At 66.5% G+C, this 18,175-nt stretch carries 12 protein-coding genes, 1 tRNA gene and 2 pseudogenes; 5 read left to right on the top strand and 10 right to left on the bottom strand.

Annotation, left to right across the window (positions count from 1 at the left end; translation table 11 throughout):
* The first annotated feature begins 66 nt into the window (after positions 1–66).
* Positions 67–3,045: a UPF0182 family protein gene (locus JVH1_RS04350; protein WP_083849888.1), complete on the top strand. Its 2,979-nt coding sequence runs from the start codon at positions 67–69 to the stop codon at positions 3,043–3,045.
* 73 nt (positions 3,046–3,118) lie between these two features.
* On the opposite strand, the gene JVH1_RS04345 is transcribed toward JVH1_RS04350, so the two are convergent.
* On the bottom strand, positions 3,119–3,673 hold the full coding sequence (locus JVH1_RS04345; protein ID WP_009479589.1) for a transglycosylase family protein: 555 nt from the start codon (positions 3,671–3,673) through the stop codon (positions 3,119–3,121).
* A gap of 478 nt (positions 3,674–4,151) precedes the next feature.
* Positions 4,152–4,481, bottom strand: a pseudogene (locus tag JVH1_RS04340) (transglycosylase family protein); the annotation flags it as partial.
* A 442-nt stretch (positions 4,482–4,923) separates the two neighbouring features.
* Here JVH1_RS04340 and JVH1_RS04335 point away from each other — a divergent pair.
* Positions 4,924–5,000 (top strand) — tRNA-Met (locus JVH1_RS04335).
* Between the two features lie 78 nt (positions 5,001–5,078).
* Here the strand turns inward: JVH1_RS04335 and JVH1_RS04330 are convergent.
* From JVH1_RS04330 to JVH1_RS04315, 4 genes and pseudogenes are all read right to left on the bottom strand, one after another.
* The gene (locus JVH1_RS04330; protein WP_009479591.1) at positions 5,079–5,723 is read right to left on the bottom strand and encodes a GntR family transcriptional regulator; all 645 of its coding nucleotides are present in this window, start codon (positions 5,721–5,723) and stop codon (positions 5,079–5,081) included.
* Between the two features lie 112 nt (positions 5,724–5,835).
* A pseudogene (locus JVH1_RS04325) lies at positions 5,836–6,889 on the bottom strand (isopenicillin N synthase family dioxygenase).
* A 24-nt stretch (positions 6,890–6,913) separates the two neighbouring features.
* The gene (locus tag JVH1_RS04320) at positions 6,914–7,795 is read right to left on the bottom strand and encodes an ABC transporter permease (RefSeq protein WP_009479594.1); all 882 of its coding nucleotides are present in this window, start codon (positions 7,793–7,795) and stop codon (positions 6,914–6,916) included.
* The gene (locus tag JVH1_RS04315) at positions 7,792–8,574 is read right to left on the bottom strand and encodes an ABC transporter ATP-binding protein (protein ID WP_009479595.1); all 783 of its coding nucleotides are present in this window, start codon (positions 8,572–8,574) and stop codon (positions 7,792–7,794) included. Before JVH1_RS04315 ends, JVH1_RS04320 begins: the two co-directional genes overlap by 4 nt.
* 340 nt (positions 8,575–8,914) lie before the next feature.
* On the opposite strand from JVH1_RS04315, the gene JVH1_RS04310 reads away from it, so the two are divergent.
* The gene (locus JVH1_RS04310; protein ID WP_009479597.1) at positions 8,915–10,093 is read left to right on the top strand and encodes a hypothetical protein; all 1,179 of its coding nucleotides are present in this window, start codon (positions 8,915–8,917) and stop codon (positions 10,091–10,093) included.
* Here the strand turns inward: JVH1_RS04310 and JVH1_RS04305 are convergent.
* The 3 genes from JVH1_RS04305 to JVH1_RS04295 all read right to left on the bottom strand — a co-directional run bounded on the left by JVH1_RS04305 (position 10,080) and on the right by JVH1_RS04295 (position 14,526).
* Positions 10,080–11,714 carry an acyl-CoA synthetase gene (locus JVH1_RS04305; RefSeq protein ID WP_009479598.1) on the bottom strand — a complete coding sequence of 545 codons (1,635 nt, stop codon included), beginning with the start codon at positions 11,712–11,714 and terminating at the stop codon, positions 10,080–10,082. The two genes, JVH1_RS04310 and JVH1_RS04305, sit on opposite strands and share 14 nt — an antisense overlap.
* Positions 11,715–11,878: 164 nt before the next feature.
* Positions 11,879–13,084, bottom strand: coding sequence for an acyl-CoA dehydrogenase family protein (locus JVH1_RS04300; protein ID WP_005240205.1), 1,206 nt, complete (start codon positions 13,082–13,084; stop codon positions 11,879–11,881).
* Positions 13,085–13,113: 29 nt separating this feature from the next.
* The gene (locus JVH1_RS04295; protein WP_009479599.1) at positions 13,114–14,526 is read right to left on the bottom strand and encodes an acyl-CoA dehydrogenase family protein; all 1,413 of its coding nucleotides are present in this window, start codon (positions 14,524–14,526) and stop codon (positions 13,114–13,116) included.
* Between the two features lie 129 nt (positions 14,527–14,655).
* Between JVH1_RS04295 and JVH1_RS04290 the strand changes: the two genes are divergently transcribed.
* Both JVH1_RS04290 and JVH1_RS04285 read left to right on the top strand, forming a co-directional pair.
* Positions 14,656–15,897, top strand: coding sequence for a sensor histidine kinase (locus tag JVH1_RS04290; protein WP_009479600.1), 1,242 nt, complete (start codon positions 14,656–14,658; stop codon positions 15,895–15,897).
* Positions 15,897–16,532 (top strand): response regulator transcription factor, encoded by a 636-nt coding sequence (locus JVH1_RS04285; protein WP_009479601.1) that lies wholly within the window; start codon positions 15,897–15,899, stop codon positions 16,530–16,532. The genes JVH1_RS04290 and JVH1_RS04285 overlap by 1 nt, the downstream gene beginning before the upstream one ends.
* Here the strand turns inward: JVH1_RS04285 and JVH1_RS04280 are convergent.
* On the bottom strand, positions 16,529–18,043 hold the full coding sequence (locus tag JVH1_RS04280; protein ID WP_009479602.1) for a multicopper oxidase family protein: 1,515 nt from the start codon (positions 18,041–18,043) through the stop codon (positions 16,529–16,531). The two genes, JVH1_RS04285 and JVH1_RS04280, sit on opposite strands and share 4 nt — an antisense overlap.
* Positions 18,044–18,175: the final 132 nt, after the last annotated feature.

Genomic DNA, 18,175 nt, shown 5'->3' with positions numbered 1-18,175 from the left:
GTGGACGAACGAACGGTGCAGTTGATCGCGGCGCGACAGCGTCGCCGAGTTCTTGGAGTGTGGCACGTGGGCATGCGGCCCCCCGCAGGTTTACCGTCGTTGTCCAAACGCAGCCGAGTGCTGCTGGTGCTGGCGCTTGTCGTCGCGGCCCTGTTGCTGGTGGGTCCTCGGCTCATCAGTACCTACACGGACTGGTTGTGGTTCGGTGAGGTCGGATTCCGGGGTGTGTTCACCACGGTCCTGATCACCCGTCTGCTCCTCTTCCTCGTAGTCGGTGTCGTGGTCGGCGGAATCGTCTGGCTGGCACTGCTGCTCGCCTACCGTTCGCGGCCGGTGTTCGTCCCGGTGTCGGGTCCCAACGATCCAGTGGCGCGGTACCGCACCACGGTGATGACTCGGCTGCGCATGTTCGGCCTTGCCATTCCGATCGCGGTGGGGCTGCTCGCCGGGCTCATCGCCCAGTCCAGCTGGGTGACGGTGCAGCTGTTCGTCAACGGCGGCGCGTTCGGCGTCGCCGATCCCGAGTTCGGCCTCGACGTCGGCTTCTACACCTTCGATCTGCCGTTCTACCGTTTCGTCCTCAACTGGCTGTTCGTCGCGGTTCTGCTGGCGTTCTTCGCGAGCCTGGTGACGCACTACATCTTCGGCGGGCTGAAACTGGCGGGCCGGGGCGGGGCACTGACCAATGCGGCGCGAGTCCAGTTGGCGGTGCTCGCGGGAACCTTCATTCTCCTCAAGGCCGTCGCGTACTGGTTCGACCGTTACTCGCTGCTGTCGAGCAGCCGCAAGGAACCCACGTTCACCGGTGGTAGCTACACGGACATGAATGCGGTGCTGCAGGCGAAGCTGATCCTGCTGGCCATCGCGGTCATCTGCGCGGGCGCCTTCTTCGCGGCGATCTTCCTGCGCGATCTGCGGATTCCCGCAATGGCGACAGCGCTTCTCGTGCTCTCCTCCATCCTGGTCGGCGCGGTGTGGCCGCTCGTGGTCGAGCAGTTCTCGGTGCGTCCCAACGCCGCCGACAAGGAGAGCGCGTACATCGAGCGGAACATCGCTGCCACGCGGCAGGCGTACGGCATCACCGACGACAAGGTCGAGTACCAGGACTATCAGGGGTATGGCACGAAGCCGCCGCGGGACGTGCCTGCCGACGTCATGACGATCGAGAACACGCGACTGCTCGATCCGAACATCCTGTCGCGGACGTTCACCCAGCAGCAGCAGTTGAAGAACTTCTACGGCTTCCCGCCGACGCTCGACATCGACCGGTACGACATCGACGGGCAGTTGCGTGACTACATCGTCGCGGCCCGCGAGTTGTCGTCCAAGAGCCTGACGGGTAACCAGACGGATTGGATCAACAAGCACACCGTCTACACGCACGGCAACGGACTGGTCGCAGCCCCCGCGAACCGGGTGAACGCCGCTGCCGGCGAGTCCGCGGAGGAAGCCGCCAACAGCAACAGTGGTTACCCCGTCTACATGGTCAGCGACATCGCCTCGCAGGAGGCAGGTAATCAGGTCATTCCGGTCCAGCAGCCGCGCATCTATTACGGCGAGGTCATCGCCGACACGGACGCCGACTACGCGATCGTCGGCGGATCCGGAGGTTCGGACCCGCGCGAGTACGACACCGACACCTCGCGCTACACGTACACCGGTTCCGGGGGTGTGCCGATCGGCAACTGGTTCAACCGGCTGGCGTTCGCGGCCAAGTACACCGAGCGCAACATCCTGTTCTCCGGTGCCATCGGTTCGGATTCCAAGATCATCTACAACCGGGACCCACGGGACAGGGTCACGCACGTCGCCCCGTGGCTGACCGCGGACGGCGACTCGTACCCGGCCGTCGTCGACGGCAAGGTCGTGTGGATCGTGGATGCCTACACCACGTTGCAGGACTACCCGTACGCCCAGCGCAGTTCGCTCGACGGACTCGTCGAGGACAGCATCGACCAGAACACCGGCCGCCTGCTGCCCCGTAAGGAGGTGTCCTACATCCGCAACTCGGTGAAGGCCACCGTCGATGCGTACGACGGCACCGTGAAGCTCTACCAGGTGGATCAGAACGATCCGGTGCTCGACGCATGGATGGGTGTGTTCCCGGATGCGGTTCAGCCGGCGGATTCGATTCCCGACGAACTGCGAGCGCACTTCCGCTATCCCGAGGACCTGTTCAAGGTGCAGCGCGAGATGCTCGCCAAGTACCACGTGGACGATCCCAAGGAGTTCTTCACCAACAACGCGTTCTGGTCGGTGCCGAGCGATCCCACGATCGACACGAGCGCGAACCAGCCGCCGTACTACGTGCTGGTCGGTGATCCCGAGACCGGGAAACCGTCGTTCAATCTGACCAGCGCGATGGTCGGTTACAGTCGCGAATTCTTGTCCGCATATCTGTCGGTGAAATCGGATCCGGAGAATTACGGCAAGTTCACGGTGCTCCAGTTGCCGACGGACACGCAGACCCAGGGTCCGCAGCAGACGCAGAACTCGATGATCTCGGATCCACGGGTGGCGTCGGAGAGAACCCTGCTCGAGAGATCGAACAAGATTCAGTACGGCAACCTGCTGACCTTGCCGATCGCGGACGGCGGCATCCTCTACGTCGAACCGATGTATACCGAGCGAAGTTCGACGGGTCCGAACACGTCGACGTTCCCGCAGCTGTCGCGAGTGCTGGTGAGCTACCGCGAGCCGCCGCCGAGTAACAGTGTGCGCGTCGGGTACGCCCCGACGTTGGCGCAGGCGCTCGACCAGGTGTTCGGTGCCGGCACAGGCTCGGTGGCGACGGCACCCAGTGCGGAAGAGGGGACACCTCCGGAGACCGGCACCACGCCGCCGGTCGATCAGGGTGCGGCACCGGCGCCGACCGCCCCGGCGACGCCGCCGTCCGGCACGGATGTCTCGGCGGCCGTGGCGGAGTTGGACGCGTCGCTCGACGCCTTGACGTCGGCGCAGCGCAGCGGTGACTTCGCGGCGTACGGCGCAGCCCTTGCCCGCGTCCAGAAGGCGGTCGCCGCGTACGAGGCGATCCCGAAGTAGAGGCGCTTCAACGCAGAACGAGGCCCTGTCATCCGAACCGGATGACAGGGCCTCGTCGTATCTGATCGGAAGATCAGCGCAGTGCGTCGACCAACTGCGGGTTGGCGTCCACCAGCTGCTGGAACTGCTGTCCGTAGCCGTTCTGATCCGCGACCTGACGCGCGGCGTCGAGCGCCTGCTGTGCGGCGGGCTGGACCGGGGCGGGTGCCTGGACCTGAGCCGGAGCCGCGGGGGCGGGAGCCGGGGTGGGCTCCGGAGCGGGTGCGGGAGCCTCGGCGACGTCGCCGCCACCGGTGGACAGGTACTGACCGCACACCGGCCATGCACCCTGACCCTGGGTCGCGAGAACGTTCTCGGCGACGCGGACCTGCTCGGCCTTGCTGGCGCTCGATGCCGAGCCGGTGCCGCCGTTGGCCTCCCAGGTGCTCTGCGAGAACTGCAGACCACCGTAGTAGCCGTTTCCGGTGTTGATTCCCCAGTTGCCGCCGCTCTCGCACTGGGCGACGCCGTCCCAGTTGTGGGAAGCGGCGGAGGCAGTGCCGGTGCTCAGTCCGAGCGGGACGGCGACGACGGCTCCGGTGACGGCGATCCAGCCGAGGGCACGCTTGCTGATGCTGTGATTGGTCATGCGGGGTCAATCCTCTCCGCGCTTGCTGGCGTGGCCGGCCTGCGGGTGACGACGTCTGCGTCGTCACGCCGGGCTGCGATTCTGTGCCGCGTCCCTGCCCCTCGAAGGTTTCGGGGATTCCGAACCCGCGGGGCAGAGCTAGCAGCGGCGGGCCGGCTTTCGCCCGGTTGTTTCGGGCCGAGAGCGACCGTACGGGAGCTTCGGCCGCAGTTCACCTGGCGAAAATGGTGGACAGCTGTCTGGCGCCGAAGGCGAATTCACCCTGTCTGTGCAGGTCAGTCCGCCTCGATATCGTTTCGGAGTCTATTCGTTACCCCGCTGTTATGTGTCGCGGATCACCACTATTTTGTGCAGCGGCTCACGTCGAAATGGCAGGAAATCGGGTCCCGGTGGTGTATCGCGAGGCCACGCGATGCAGGAGTGCCCCGCGCGCAGTCGTGCTGCGCGCGGGGCACTCCCGAAAATGTGCTGCGGATCAGAGGTACTGTCCGCAGACCGGCCAGGCGCCGGGGCCCTGGGTCGCCAGGACGTTCTCGGCGACGCGGATCTGCTCCTCGCGCGAGGCGTTGGCCGGCGAGCCGCTGCCGCCGTTCGCTGCCCAGGTGCTGTCGGTGAACTGCAGACCGCCCGAGAAGCCGTTTCCGGTGTCGGCGCCCCAGTTGCCGCTGCTCTCACACGCTGCGACGGCGTCCCAGTCTCCGGAAGCAGCCGATGCGGTGCCGGTGCTCAGACCGAGCGGCACTCCGATGACTGCTCCGGTGAGTGCAATTGCGCCCATGGTCCGCTTGACGATGCTGGAATTGGTCATGTGGTTGATTCCTCTCCGCGCCTGCTGACGAGGTTGTGGTGTGCGGTAACGGCTGGTGTGCCGACCCGGTGGTCGATCTGTCCTCGTCCCTGCCCCTCGAGGTGTCGGGATTCCGAATCCCGCGGGGGCAGGTCGAGCTGCGGCGGGTCGGCGTTGCCCGGTAGTTTCGGGCTGGCAACGAACGTACGCGGTGATCACGGAATGGTCACGGGTCGATTTTCTGTGACGGGCGTCCAAATACTGGGACGAACGACCGGTGTTTTCCCAGGTCGTCCTTGAAATTTGAGGTTTCGGCAGCGTTACAGATTTCGCCTAGAATGTGACGAGCGTCATAACTTTTAGGTAACAGATGTGACTCTAGTGGTGCTGAAAGGTTGCTACTCGGACTCTTTCCGGGCGATTTGCAATCCGTTCGTTCGCTCGTGTAACTTTGTTCATGCAACGCGGGGTGGAGCAGCTCGGTAGCTCGCTGGGCTCATAACCCAGAGGTCGCAGGTTCAAATCCTGTCCCCGCTACCACCGAAGAACCGGTGTCCTGGATTCCAGGACACCGGTTCTTTTTTGTCTCCGCTCGTCCCCCGGTCGAGGGGGCGGTTCTCACATACGCGTCGTCCGTATCAGCAATCCCGCCACATGTGCGCACGCTGCTGCCCGCGCCCCGACCGCATCTCCGGACTCGATGGCCCCGACGATCCGCTCGTGTTCGGTGACGGCGAGTCTCCGATTCAGATCCGCACTCCACATGTCCGACCGGTACAGGTGCGATTGCCCGTCCAACCGCAGGAGGGCTTCGCTCAGCGGCTTGTTGCGGGCGGTTTCCCGGATGAGGGTGTGGAATTCGAGGTCGAGCCGTGAATCGCGACGCTGATCGGCGGGACCGTCCAGCAGTTCACGTTGGACCTGCACCATCTTCTTCAATTGCTGCACCGTCTCATGGGTGGCAGCGGCAGTCGCGTGAAATGCAGCCAGTCCGTCGAGTACCTCGCGGACCTCGAAGACGGCGCGGATCGAGTCCGCGTCGAGCGAATCGACCTTGGCGCCCGCGTTGCGGGTGTAGACGGCGATGCCCTCGTAGATGAGTTGCTGCACGGCCTCCCGGACGGGGGTGCGGCTGACGTTCAGTTTCGCGGCCAGCGCCGGAACGCTGAGGGGCGTGCCGGGGGGCAGTTCGCCGGAGAAGATCTGTTCACGAAGAGTGTCGTGAACGGATTCGGTGAGCAGGGCTCGTTCCGTGTGTGTCATCGATCCTTCCGAACCCTTCCCTCGGGGCGGGTCGTGACCTCGCCGCCCGGCCCGGCTCCTGCGTCGACTCTATTCGATCGCCGGCGGGAGGGCCTCCCACCGGCTGATCCCGCTAGTGGGCGGACAGCACCCGTGCGGCTTCGCGAAGTGCCGCAGCCGGTTTGACGCCTGCCTTCAATCCGGCGACCTTGGCCGCGATGTTCTCCGCGGCCGTGATCGGCGGGTATCCCGGCTCCCCGTCGACGAGCGTGCCGGGGAGCGGTGCGATCACGGCGTCGTGGTTCCCGTCGAAGAAGAACGCCGCGGATCGCCGGCGAATGATCTGTCCGTCGGTGATGGGCGGATTCACCCGGTGCACGGTCGAGCGCCACCGGTCGTGGGTCCACCGGGCCATGGCGTCGCCGAGGTTGATCAGCAACGCGTCGTCGGCGGGCTGCGTATCGTGCCACGTGTTGTCGGAGCCGAGGACCTGCAGGCCGGGAACCTGATCGGTCCAGAGAATCGTGAGAATTCCGAAGTCGGTGTGTGCGCCCATGCCGGTGGCATCGCCGTCGAATGCGGCCTCGCCCTCGGGGAGCGCATAGTTGTTCATCTTCAATGCATTGATCGAATGGTCGACCATCGCGTCGAAGTATCCCGGTTCCACCCGAAGGGCATCGGCGAACGCGGCCAGGAGAATTCGTGCAAGTACCTGGGCGCGCGCGAAGTATTCCTCCACGCCGCTGCGGAACGCCGGGGCGTCCTCCGGCCAGGTGTTGTGGCGTAGCTGGTCTCGGGGAGTTCGAGTTCGGGGTACTCGGTGGTCTCGGTCCCGACGATGAAGGCCTTGTAGAAGTCGTTCATCATGTTCGCGGACTCCACCCCGAGACTCATGCTCAGGGACTCGGACGCGGGCGGCGAGTACCCACGGTTCTCGGCGGAGGAGCGCCGGTACTTCTTCTTGGTCACGAGCGGGAGTCCGAAGAATTCGTCGAGCGCACTGGTGAGGCGGTCGACCGTCGCTCCGGGATCCGGTGACCGACGATCTGGACGAAGCCGACCTCACGGCACGCGGTGTCGAGTTCCGCTGCCACACGAGCGCATTCGGCGCTGTTGTGGGCGCGCGCTCCCTCGGCGAGATACGGGCTGATGTCGACGGTCGGGACGATGAACGGGGAAGTGGGCATGACGGCCTTTCGGGGAAGCGGTGGTCAGGACTTGTGGCCGGACGCGTGCCAGCTGCCGACGAGCAGTCGGGACAGGATGCCGAACGCGGAGAACACGGCGACGCCGAAGACTGATGCGATCACGATCGCGGCGATGAGATCCTCGGATTGGAGCCGGCTGCGGAACACGTCGAGAAGCGTGCCGATGCCGGGCTCGCCCTTGGCGAAGAACATGTCTCCGATGATCGCGCCGACGACGACGAGGCCGGACGCGGTGCGGATGCCGGCGAGGACGCCGGGCAGTGCCGCGCGAAGTTCCAGTTTTACCAGGCGATCCCATCGGGATGCCCGGCCGAGTGTGAACAGTTCGTGCAGGCCGCGGTCGACGGACTGGAGTCCGAAGTGAGTGTTGGTGATGATGGGAAAGGCCGCGATGAGGACGCACACGAGTGTGCGGGCCGTCATTCCGTAACCGAACCAGAGGCCGATCAGCGGGACGATCGCGAGGATCGGAATCACCTGGAGCACCACGGCGTAGGGGTAGATGATCCGTTCGATCCACTTCGCGCGGCTCATCAAGACTCCGGTACCGACTCCGACGAGCACGGCCACGACGAAGCCGACCAGCGCGACGCGGGCAGTGACGGCGAGCGCCTCGAGCATCGGGGACAGGTGTTTCCAGTCCAGGAGCGACTGCGTGAGAACACGATTCGGCGGAGGAAGGAGGAATCGCCGTTCGGGGGAGAGGACGAACCAGCTCACCGCGGACCACAGTGCGAGTGCTCCTGCCAGCGACAGCACGGGAAACAGCAGGCCCGTGGCCACCGTGACCGTTCGCGGTCGCCGCGCCTGCGAGCCCGTGGCCGTCACGGCCGGGGTCCGCGCGGTCGCGACAGGAAGGGGCAGGACGGCAGGTGCTTCGGTCATCGTGTGCTCCCGTGCAGGCAGGTCGAGATCTGGGCGACGTACTCGGTGTATTTCGGGTCGAATCGCAGTTGGGGGCTTCGCGGGTGAGGGAAGTCGATGTCGACGACCGAGGCGATCCGTCCGGGCCGCGCGGTCATGACGACGACCCGGTTGGCGAGGTACACCGCTTCCGACACCGAGTGGGTGATGAACATCGACGTGAACCCCCGGTTGCTGTACAGCCGGTGGAGTTCGACCTGCATGTCGAGCCTGGTCATCTCGTCGAGGGCCCCGAACGGCTCGTCGAGGAGCATCACCTCGGGTGCGAGCGTGAGGGCGCGGGCGAGGGAGACGCGCATCTTCATTCCGCCGGACAGCGACCGGGGTAGCTGGTCGGCGAAACCGTCCAGCCCGACGGCGGTGACGGCCTCGGCCGCGCGTGCCTTCCGGACCGCCGCGTCGCCCAGGCCGAGTTCGGCCGAGAGTTCCACGTTGGCGCGCACGCTCCGCCAAGGCAGCAGTGTGGGTTCCTGAAAGATGAACCCGACGGAGTCGGTGGCCAGGGTCACGGATCCTTCGGTCGGACGTTCCAGTCCCGCGGCCATTCTCAGCAGTGTCGACTTCCCGCAGCCCGAAGGTCCGACGACTGCGACGAAGTCGCCGCGGTGAACGTCGAGGTCGATGCCGTCCAGTGCGACGGTTCCCGTGTCGAACCGTTTGACGACGCTGCTGAAGGCGATCGCGACGTCGTGTGTGAGCCTGCGGGCGTCGACGTCCCGCGTCGTGTCGGCGAGTCTCATCCCAACCTCCAGTGACTAATGCATGCAACGAATGGGTCCTTTCGATCGGAATAGTCTCGATTACATGTATGTCGTACGGGTTGCGAAGTGTGAACACCGGGTGACATGTGGCCGATCCTGCGCAAAACGTCGAGTAGGTGGCGTGATAGCGAGCACCAAGGCGGTCGTTCACGTGACCGAAACAAAATTGATATTGCATGTAATCAGTTCGCGTGCACACTGGGCGCACCGGCCGCCGACGCGTCGAGCCGGCACCGAATTCCCTTGGTCGTCACGAGTGTTCGCCGCACCTCCGCGGTGCCGGCGACCACCGTCATCGATTGTGTTCGCGAGGAGAACAATGAACCGCAACATCAGGACCCTCCGGCAGGCGGGCATGTCCGCCGTCGTGCTGGCCGCACTCGGCCTCTCGGCGTGCAGCTCGGCCGACGGCGGCAGCGCCGCCGGGATCACCCTCGAACCCGCCGCCGAATCGCAGACTCTCGCCGGGGTGTGCCCGGAAAACGTCGTGGTCCAGTTGCAGTGGCAGCCGCAGTCGGACATGGGCGGGTTGTTCCGGATGCTCGGCGCCGGATACGCCGTCGACGCCGACGAGAAGTCCGTGACCGGACCGCTGGTGGCCGGCGGTAAGGACACGGGTGTGGATCTGACACTCCGCGCCGGCGGTCCGGCGATCGGCTTCCAGTCGGTGACGTCGCAGATGTACGTGGACGATTCGATCGCACTCGGCGTTGTCCACGGGGATCAGGTGATCGCCGCCGCCGCGAGCCAACCGGTCGTGGCGGTGACGCCGCTGCTGAAGTACAGCCCGGCGATCCTGATGTGGGATGCGCAGACCCACCCGGACTGGCGGACCGTGGCCGACATCGGGCAGTCCGATGCCTTCGTGGTGGTCTCGAAGGAACAGCTGTTCCCCCAGTGGCTGGTGGCCCGGGGTCTGCTGAAGGAGTCCCAGATCGACACGAGTTACGACGGCGCGCCCTCCCGGTTCGTCGGGGATCCCGCGATCGCGCAACAGGGTTTCGCGAACTCGGAGCCGTACACCTACGAGTACGAGACTCCCGCCTGGGACAAGCCGGTCGCCTACGACCTCCTGAAGGACTCGGGCTTCGACATCTACGCGTCCAACATCTCCGTTCGCGCGGACAAGCTGGAGTCTCTGACGCCGTGCCTGCAGAAACTGGTGCCGATCATCCAGCAGTCCACCGCCGATTACATCACCGCTCCCGGGGTCACCAACGAGGCCATCGTGGACGTCGTGTCCCGGGACTCCTCGTTCTCGCCCTACTCCGAGGGCGAGGCGGAGTTCAGTGCCCAACTGCTGAAGGACGAAGGGCTGATCGCGAACGAGGCCGACGGATCGGTCGGAACGTACGACATGGCGCGAGTGCAGGGGACGGTCGACGAACTGAAACCGATCCTCGTTGCCGGGGGTGCCGCGATCCCGGATTCGCTGACGGCGGAACAGATCTACACGAACCGGTTCACCGATGCCGCGATCGGGATCAGCTCTCCGTGACGTCCATCTCGATCAGGACGCGACGCAGCAACTTGCCCGTCGCGTTGCGGGGGAGTTCCTCGATGAAGATGATCTCGCGGGGCACCTTGTACCGCGCCAGGTTCGACTTGACGTGGGCCTTCAACTCGTCGGCGTCCTTCGCGGACCCCGGACCGGGTACCACGAAAGCCCTGAGGCGATGGCCGAATTCGGGGTCCTCGACACCGATCACAGCAGCCTCGAGCACGTCCTCGCGGTCGGCGAGCAGGTTCTCGACCTCGAGGGGGTAGACGTTCTCGCCGCCGGAGACGATCATGTCGTCGTCCCGGCCGTCCACGAAGAGGAGGCCGTTGCGGTCGAAGTGGCCGACGTCGCCGGTGGACAGCAGACCGTTGATGCGCTCCTTGTCGCGACCGTCGGTGTAGCCGGCGAAGCTGAGACCGCTGGCGACGAAGATTCGTCCGACGGTCTCGGGTTCGGTGATCCGTTGACCCGACTCGTCGTAGAGTTCCACGTGGCAGGTGACGGGTGCCCTCCCCGCGGTGCCCGGCGCCAGCGCGAGGTCGGCCGGAGTCGCGACGGTGGCGACGGCGACCTCGGTCGAGCCGTACAGGTTGTGGAGCACCTCGCCGAAGGCGGCGGTGGTGCGCTTGCAGAGGTCGGGGGAGAGTGCGGACCCGGCCGCGAAGATGATCTTCAGGCTCGACGTGTCGTACTTGGCCAGGGTCTCGGGCCCGAGGTCGATGATGCGCTGCAGCATGGTGGGAACGACGACCAGTGTGTCGCACCGGTGCTTCTCGACCAGGCGGATCGTGTTCTCCGGGTCGAACTTGCGATGCATCACCACGGTCTGGCCCAGCGCCAGCGCGAGCGCGAACTGGGAGACTCCCGTCCCGTGGAAGGCGGGGGCCGCCATCATCATCGTCTGCCCGCGTCGCAGCGGAACCCGGTCGAGGAACTGGGCCGACGCGAGCGGCGACGTGTGTCCGCGGGGAGCGCCCTTCGGTGTGCCCGTGGTGCCGCTGGTGAGGAGGACGAATCCGCCCTGCGTGGACGGCGCGGGGAGCGTACTGCGGTCTCTGCCCTCCATCACGTCGTCGAGTGTGCGGACCTGGGATGTCGAATCGTCCTCCACCCAGGAGCGATAGGCGATGACCTCGTCCGGGAGGGCCTCGGCGACCGCGTGGAACTCGTCGTCGTACACGAACGCCTGAACCTGTTCGCGGGCGGCGACGTCCACGAGTTGCGGCCGGGCGAACCCGGTGTTCATCAGCACCAGCTTGGTGCCGTTCTTGGCGGCGGCGAGCATCGTGAGGACCAGGCCGCGATGATTGCGGCACATGCATCCCATGACCGAACCGGGAGTGATGCCGTCGGCCTGCCAGGCCCGCACCAGGGCGTTGGACTGCTCCTCGATGTCGGTGTAGGTGAGCGGGCCGCGCTCGTCGATCAGGGCCACCGCATCCAGCCCGGCCTCGGCATTCGCGTGGACGGGCCCGGCGAACGGACCGTACTTCCGCACGGCCAGGATCGAGCGGACGCCCTGGTCGACGCGGGGGAAGGGAACGAGGCCTGCGCGGTTCATCACCCGCACAGCTCCCACGGTGTCCGTGATCTTGGTGAGGAAGTGCTGAGCTGGCATGGCGAACCCCTCCGGCTGCAGTGACGGATTTCCCGTTCAGCGTAGATGAAGAGGCCGGTCCGGCCACGCGGTCCGGCGAAGCCGGATGTCCCGCACGAAGAAGCCCCCGCCGCAGGTGAGCGCGGCGGGGGCTACACCCCTCGATGAAAGTCCCCCTCGAGCTGCTACTTCAGCTCGGCGGACGACTTTCCGAGCAGACGGCGAGCGACGATCAGCTGCTGGATCTGCTGCGTTCCCTCGAAGATGTCGAGGATCTTGGAATCGCGCGCCCACTTCTCGAGCAGCGGGCGCTCCGAGTAGCCCAAGGTCCCGGCGAGTTCGACGGCCTTGAGGGAAATGGCGGTTCCGGTGCGACCGGCCTTCGCCTTCGACATGGATGCTTCGAGTGAGTTCGGCTTCTTGTTGTCCGCCATCCACGTTGCGCGCAGAGCGAGCAGGTAGGCGGCTTCCCAGTCGGCCTCGAGCTGCAGGAACTCGGCGGCGGCCGCGTGCTGGTTGTACGCGGGGGTGTCGTAGGAGATCTCCACACCGGCGTCGGAGAGGATGCTGCGCAGTTCTTCGAGCGCGGCGCGGCCGAGGCCGACCGCCATGCCGGCGACGATCGGTCGGGTGTTGTCGAACGTCTGCATGACGCCGGCGAAGCCCTTCTCGACGTTGACCTCCGGCGTGCCGAGCAGGTTGTCCTTGGGGATCCGGCAGTCCTGCAGCAGCAGTACCGCGGTATCGGACGCCTTGATGCCCAGCTTGTGCTCGAGGCGGGCGACACTCAGGCCCGGGGCGTCGCGCGGGACGACGAATGACTTGATCGCGGCGCGGCCCTTCGTCTTGTCGACGGTGGCCCACACGACGATGTGCGTGGAGCGCTCGCCGGCCGTGACGAAGATCTTCTCGCCGTTGAGCACGTACTCGTCGCCGTCGAGGACCGCGGTGGTGGTTACGGCGGCGGAGTCGGAACCGAAGCCGGGTTCGGTGATGGCCATCGAGGCCCACACCTTGCCGAAACGCTCGAGCTGCTCGTCGGTGGCGACGGCGGCGATGGCCGAGTTACCCAGGCCCTGGTACGGGATCGCCAGTGTGAGACCGACATCGCCCCAGCAGGTTTCGATGACGTTCATCAGCGACGACATGTTGCCGCCGTTGACGTTCCCGATGACCTTCGGCTCGTCTCCTCGTCCGAGGGCGGCGCCCGCCGCACCCTTACCGGAGTCGTTGAGTCCCTCCACCATGGCGGCCATGGTGTCGAGTTCCTTGGGGTAGGCGTGCTCCGCGAGATCGTACTTGCGGGAGATCGGCCGGAAAATTTCCGCGGCGACCTGGTGCGCCTGATTCGCGGAGGCTTTGAGCTTCTTGGGAAGTTCGAGGTTGATCATGACAGTTTCCTTAGTTCGAATCCGGCCGCTCAGATCAGGACGATGCCCTCGGCGACGCCGATGGCGCGCAGATCGCGGTACCAGCGCTCCACGGGATGTTCCTTGGTGTAACCGTGGCCACCGAGCAGCTGGACGCCGTCGAGGCCGATCTGCATGCCCTTCTCGGATGCCAGCTTTCGGGCGAGGGCCGATTCGCGGGCGAAGGAGAGCCCCTGCTCGGCGCGTGAGGCGCCGCGCAACGTCACCAGACGCAGGCCGTCGAGTTCGATGCCGATGTTCGCGACCATGAACGCGACCGCCTGACGGTTGCTGATCGGTTCGCCGAACGCGACCCGCTCGTTGACGTACGGGATCACGTAGTCGAGAACGGCCTGTCCGGTGCCGACGGCGAGCGACGCCCAGCCCAGGCGGGCGAGCCGGATGGCGTCGGCGTACTCGGACTTCCGCACGTCGGCGTCGGCGTCGCCGAGCAGACCCGACTCGGGCACCGCGACATCGGTGAGGTTGAGCCGGCCGAGGCCCGCGGCGCGCAGCCCCATGCTCGGGTCCGCCTCGACGACGAGTCCCTTGGTGTCGGCCTCGACGATGAAGAACGAGGGCTTGCCGTCGAGTTCGGCTGCCACGATGAACAGCTCCGACGAGGCGGCGGCGGGAACGAGGCTCTTGACGCCGTTGAGCTTGTAACCGCTGGGGGAGCGAACCGCTTTGGTCTGCAACGCGAACGGATCGAACAGTGCGCGTGGCTCGTTGACGACTACGGCGGCGTTCGGAACCTGCTCGCCCGTGAACGAGGGCAGGTAGGTCTTCTGCTGGGAGTCGGTGCCCCACTGGGTGAGGGCGACGGCGACGCCGCTCGGCGCGAGGATCGGCAGGGCGAGCCCCATGTCGCCGTGGGCGAGAGCCTCGGCGACGAGGGAGTTGGTGACGGCCCCGCGCTCGCTGGCGGCCCCGTCGAGTTCCTCGGGAACGTTGATGAGGGTGATGCCCAGTTCGGCGGCGCGCTTCACGAGATCCGCCGGGGCCGCCGCGGCGGCGTCGGCGTCGTGGCCCGCAGGTCGCAGGATCTCGGCCGCGAACTCACGCACGGTCTCGACGATCATCTGCTGCTCGTCGCTCGGAGTGAGGTCGAAGTAGCCGGCCTTGGCGGTCGGGTTGTCGGGGAGGCGCTTCGGCGCACCGCCGCCGGACACCTTCTGGAACCCGCGGGTCGCGGCGCCAAGTGTCTTGAAGCCGGTCTTCGTGCCTTCGTAGGTCACCCGGTCGATCGTCTGGCGCAGGTTGTACTTCTCGGCCAGCTCGGAACCGGTGATCTTGGTCAGCACACGCATCGCGGCACCCATGGCGTCGCGCTTGACCGGATTCAGTCCGACGGCGGACGTGTCGCGGGGCTTCCGCTTCGCGCTGTCGTGGGGGGCAACAGTGTCTTGCTTGCTCATGATCACCAGCTGTTTCTCGGTGTTCGGGCGTGGACACGATCTATCTTACTCAGCGGTAAGGTGGGTGTCTACTATCGAGTAAGTTCGAATGCCTGCAACCGTCCGCGAAACGCCCCGCTCCTTCTCGGGGAGGAGGTGGCGGCAAATCCGCTCACCTACGGTGAAGCGGTGATCGAGATCCCCGCGATTCGCCGGCTCCGTTCCTGCGTACGTCTCACGCCGATACGTCTCGCGCCCCTGCTGCTCGCGCCGATGCTGCTGCTGGCGAGCACGTTCCCCGGCGAGTACCGCGTACCCCCGAGTTACTGGCTGCTCGCGATGACGGCCGCCGTCGTGTTCGCCGCCGGGGGCCGGTGGCCGCTGCCGGTGTCGATCGTCACGTCCGTGCTCGCGGTCCCGATGTTCGCGGCGCACGCCTGGGGGCTCTCCGAACTGGTCCCCTACCTCGGCGCGGTCGCGCTGGTCGACGTCGCGATGCGCGCCCGGCGGAGGCCGGCGATCCTCGCCGCCACGCTGTGCTGGACGGCAGCGGTGGTGGCCGGTCTGTGGTGGGACTCCTACAGCACGTTCTGGCGGGTGGCCACCGTCGTGTCCACCGTGGCGTACGTCGGACTGCCGCTGCTGCTCGGTCTCTATCTGCGCGCGCAACGAGATCTCGCCGCGACGTACCGGCTGCGCGCCGCCGAGGCCGAATCCCGCAGGCTGGAGGACCGGTCCCGCGCCGTGGTCGCCGAGCGCAACGCTCTGGCGCGGGAACTGCACGATCTCGTCGCACACCACATGGCGTCGATCGTGCTCCGGATCGGGGTGGCGCAGCACGTGCTGACGGATGTGGACGGCCGGACGGGTGCTGTCCTCGAGGACGTGCACCGCACCGCATCCGATGCGCTCGCCGACATCCGGCGACTGCTCGTCGGGTTGCGCGATCCCTCGATGGGCGACGTGACGCTCGTGGAACCCGAGGCGCTGTCGATCGAGATCGCCGCTGCGGTCGACCGAACGCGGGCGGCGGGCTTCCCGGTGGCGGCGGAGATCGACCCCGGCATCGCCCCGCTCGACGCGATCGGCCGGCTGACCCTCTTGCGTGTGGTGCAGGAATCGCTGACGAATGCGATGAGGCACTCCGCTCCCGGTGGCGCCGTGTCCGTGACACTCGAACCGAACGCCGGCGGAATCGCCCTGCGGGTAGCCAGCACCGGTCACCGCGCCATCCCCGCGGATCGCTCGGAGGGTCACGGCATCATCGGCATGGGCGAACGGGTGGAACTCGCGGGCGGCACCCTCGGAGTGACGGATACCGTGAACGGGTGGGTGGTCGATGCCTGGCTGCCCGGTCGTGTCGGCGACGACACCGGCACGAATGAGGTTGTGGGCTAGTGATACGGGTACTGATAGTCGACGACCAGCGGCTCGTCCGCGCGGGACTGCGGATGTTGTGTGAGGCGACGGACGACATCGACGTGGTCGGTGAGGCGTCGAACGGGCTGGAGGCGGTGCGACTCGTGGCGGAGCGCTCACCCGATGTGATCCTGATGGACCTGCGCATGCCGGGACTCGACGGGATCGCGGCGACCCGGCAGATCGCGAGCTCACATCCCGCAGTGAAGGTTCTGGTCCTCACCACGTTCGACGACGACGACCACTTCTATCCGGCACTGGCCGCGGGGGCAGCCGGATTCCTCGTCAAGGACACCGATCCCGGCGAACTCCTGAACGCGATTCGCCGGACGGCAGCGGGCGACACGATCTTCACACCCGCGCTGCTCCGCCGCCTCGTCGACCGGGCGCTGGACATCGCACCTCCGGACGGGCAGTCCTCGACGTCGATCGCACTGACGGGGCGGGAGCGGGAAGTGCTGACCCTGGTGGGAGAAGGGCTGGGCAATCAGGAGATCGCGGCCCGCCTCTACATCGGTGTCACGACGGTGAAGACGCACGTGGCGAACCTGATGGAGAAGACGGGCTGCGACAACCGGGTTCGGCTGGCCGTGTTCGCCCACACCCGGCACTAGCCACCGTGGTGGTCGTTCGACGGCATCGCCATCGTCATCGGGGCCGGCCGCTGACCGGGCTCCAGGACGAGGAACTGTCCCATCATTCCGCGGTCCTCGTGGAGCAGAAGGTGACAGTGGAACATGTACGGATACGTCGCGTCGGTGTAGTCGATGAAACGCATCGCCAGCCGGATCTCGGTTCCGGGAGGCGTGTAGACGGTGTCCTTCCAGCCGGCCAGCGCCGGTGGTGGCGGGGAGCCGTCGATGTCGACGATCTGGAATTGCACGTCGTGAACATGGAAGTTGTGTGGCCAGTTGTCGACGTTGCGCACCGTCCACACCTCCGTGGTGCCGACGGCGGGGGAGAAGTCGATGCGGTTCATGTCCATTCGTGCTCCGTTGATCATGAACCACCGCAGTTCGAAACTCCGTTCCGCGGCAGCGGTGGCCGGGTCGAGTCGCGGGACGGCCACCAGCCTGGGCGGAATCGGCCGGGAGGGGAGCGGGCGGCGGTCCGGCCGCAGTTCGAGGATGTCGAACGTATCCTCGAGGCCGTACCCGGCGGCGTCGCCGCGGTCGACGCCGCCCCGGCCCTCTATCGGATGCGAACGCAGCATCACGGTGCGCCCGTCACCCGCTGCGACGACGAGTTCGATCCGTTCGCCCGGACTGACCTGGATCCGGCGAAGGGGCACCGGTTCGCCGAGGAGACCCCCGTCCGTCGCGACCAGGCGGAACTCGCGGTCGTCGGAGAAGCCGAGGTTGTAGAGGCGGCCCGACGAGCCGTTGAGGACACGCAATCGAATCAGCCCGGTAGCGACGGGAAGGTGCGCACCGGCGATTCCGTTGGTGACGATCGTGTCGCCGAGCAGGCCGACGTCCGTCGGGTCCGATTCGTCCAGCGCACCGTCCGCGGTGAACCGCCTGTCCTGAATGATCAGCGGAATATCGTCCAGACCATACGTTTTCGGTAGATCGAGGGCGTCGGTCGCGTCGTCGTCGATGAGGAAGAGTCCGGCGAGGCCGCGGTAGACGTGCTTCTCGGTGGAGCCGTGCGGGTGGGGGTGGTACCAGAGAGTGGCGGCCGGCTGGTTCACCGTCCATGACGGCTCCCACCGTGCGCCGGGTTCGATCGACTGGTGCGGTCCGCCGTCACACCTGGCCGGGACGTGCATGCCGTGCCAGTGCACCGACGTCGACTCGGGTAGTTCGTTGTCGATCGCGAAGGCGACCGCTTCACCCCGTCGGGCGCGGAGGGTCGGGCCGAGCATCGATTCGCCGTAACCCCAGGTGGGGGTCCCGCGACCGGGCAGGATCTCGGACGTGCCCGCTCGTGCGGTGAGCGTGAAGTGCCGGACGCCCGCATCGTCCACCGTGGACGCGGCCAACGGCGGAATCGGGAGTCGCCGGGCGAATCTCCCGTCGACGGGGGCAGCGGAGTCCGATCCTCCGGAGGCGCAGGCAGCAGACAGGACGAACGGCGCGGACGCCAGTCCCATCAGAAAGGTACGTCGGGCGAGGGCAGTCACGATTCTCCTGGGTCCTGTCGCCGCAAGGATCGCGGCGGGAATTTGGCTCAGGAGAAATTCTTCGTGACGGACACCGGCGCGCCGTCCTCCTCGGGGCCGAGGATGGCGGAGCCGGACTCCTCCGTCGGAGTC

This window comes from Rhodococcus sp. JVH1, assembly GCF_000280725.2.
Classification (GTDB): domain Bacteria; phylum Actinomycetota; class Actinomycetes; order Mycobacteriales; family Mycobacteriaceae; genus Rhodococcus_F; species Rhodococcus_F jostii_A.
Note: the sequence above shows the minus strand (reverse complement) of the source record. Positions and strands in the feature narration are given on the sequence as shown.

Excerpts from the sequence above, each read along its gene's own strand:
- JVH1_RS04310 (WP_009479597.1), top strand. The coding sequence starts at position 8,915 with ATGAACCGCAACATCAGGACCCTCCGGCAGGCGGGCATGTCCGCCGTC.
- JVH1_RS04345 (WP_009479589.1), bottom strand. The coding sequence starts at position 3,673 with ATGACCAATCACAGCATCAGCAAGCGTGCCCTCGGCTGGATCGCCGTC.
- JVH1_RS04300 (WP_005240205.1), bottom strand. The coding sequence starts at position 13,084 with ATGATCAACCTCGAACTTCCCAAGAAGCTCAAAGCCTCCGCGAATCAG.
- JVH1_RS04305 (WP_009479598.1), bottom strand. The coding sequence starts at position 11,714 with ATGCCAGCTCAGCACTTCCTCACCAAGATCACGGACACCGTGGGAGCT.
- JVH1_RS04315 (WP_009479595.1), bottom strand. The coding sequence starts at position 8,574 with ATGAGACTCGCCGACACGACGCGGGACGTCGACGCCCGCAGGCTCACA.
- JVH1_RS04320 (WP_009479594.1), bottom strand. The coding sequence starts at position 7,795 with ATGACCGAAGCACCTGCCGTCCTGCCCCTTCCTGTCGCGACCGCGCGG.
- JVH1_RS04330 (WP_009479591.1), bottom strand. The coding sequence starts at position 5,723 with ATGACACACACGGAACGAGCCCTGCTCACCGAATCCGTTCACGACACT.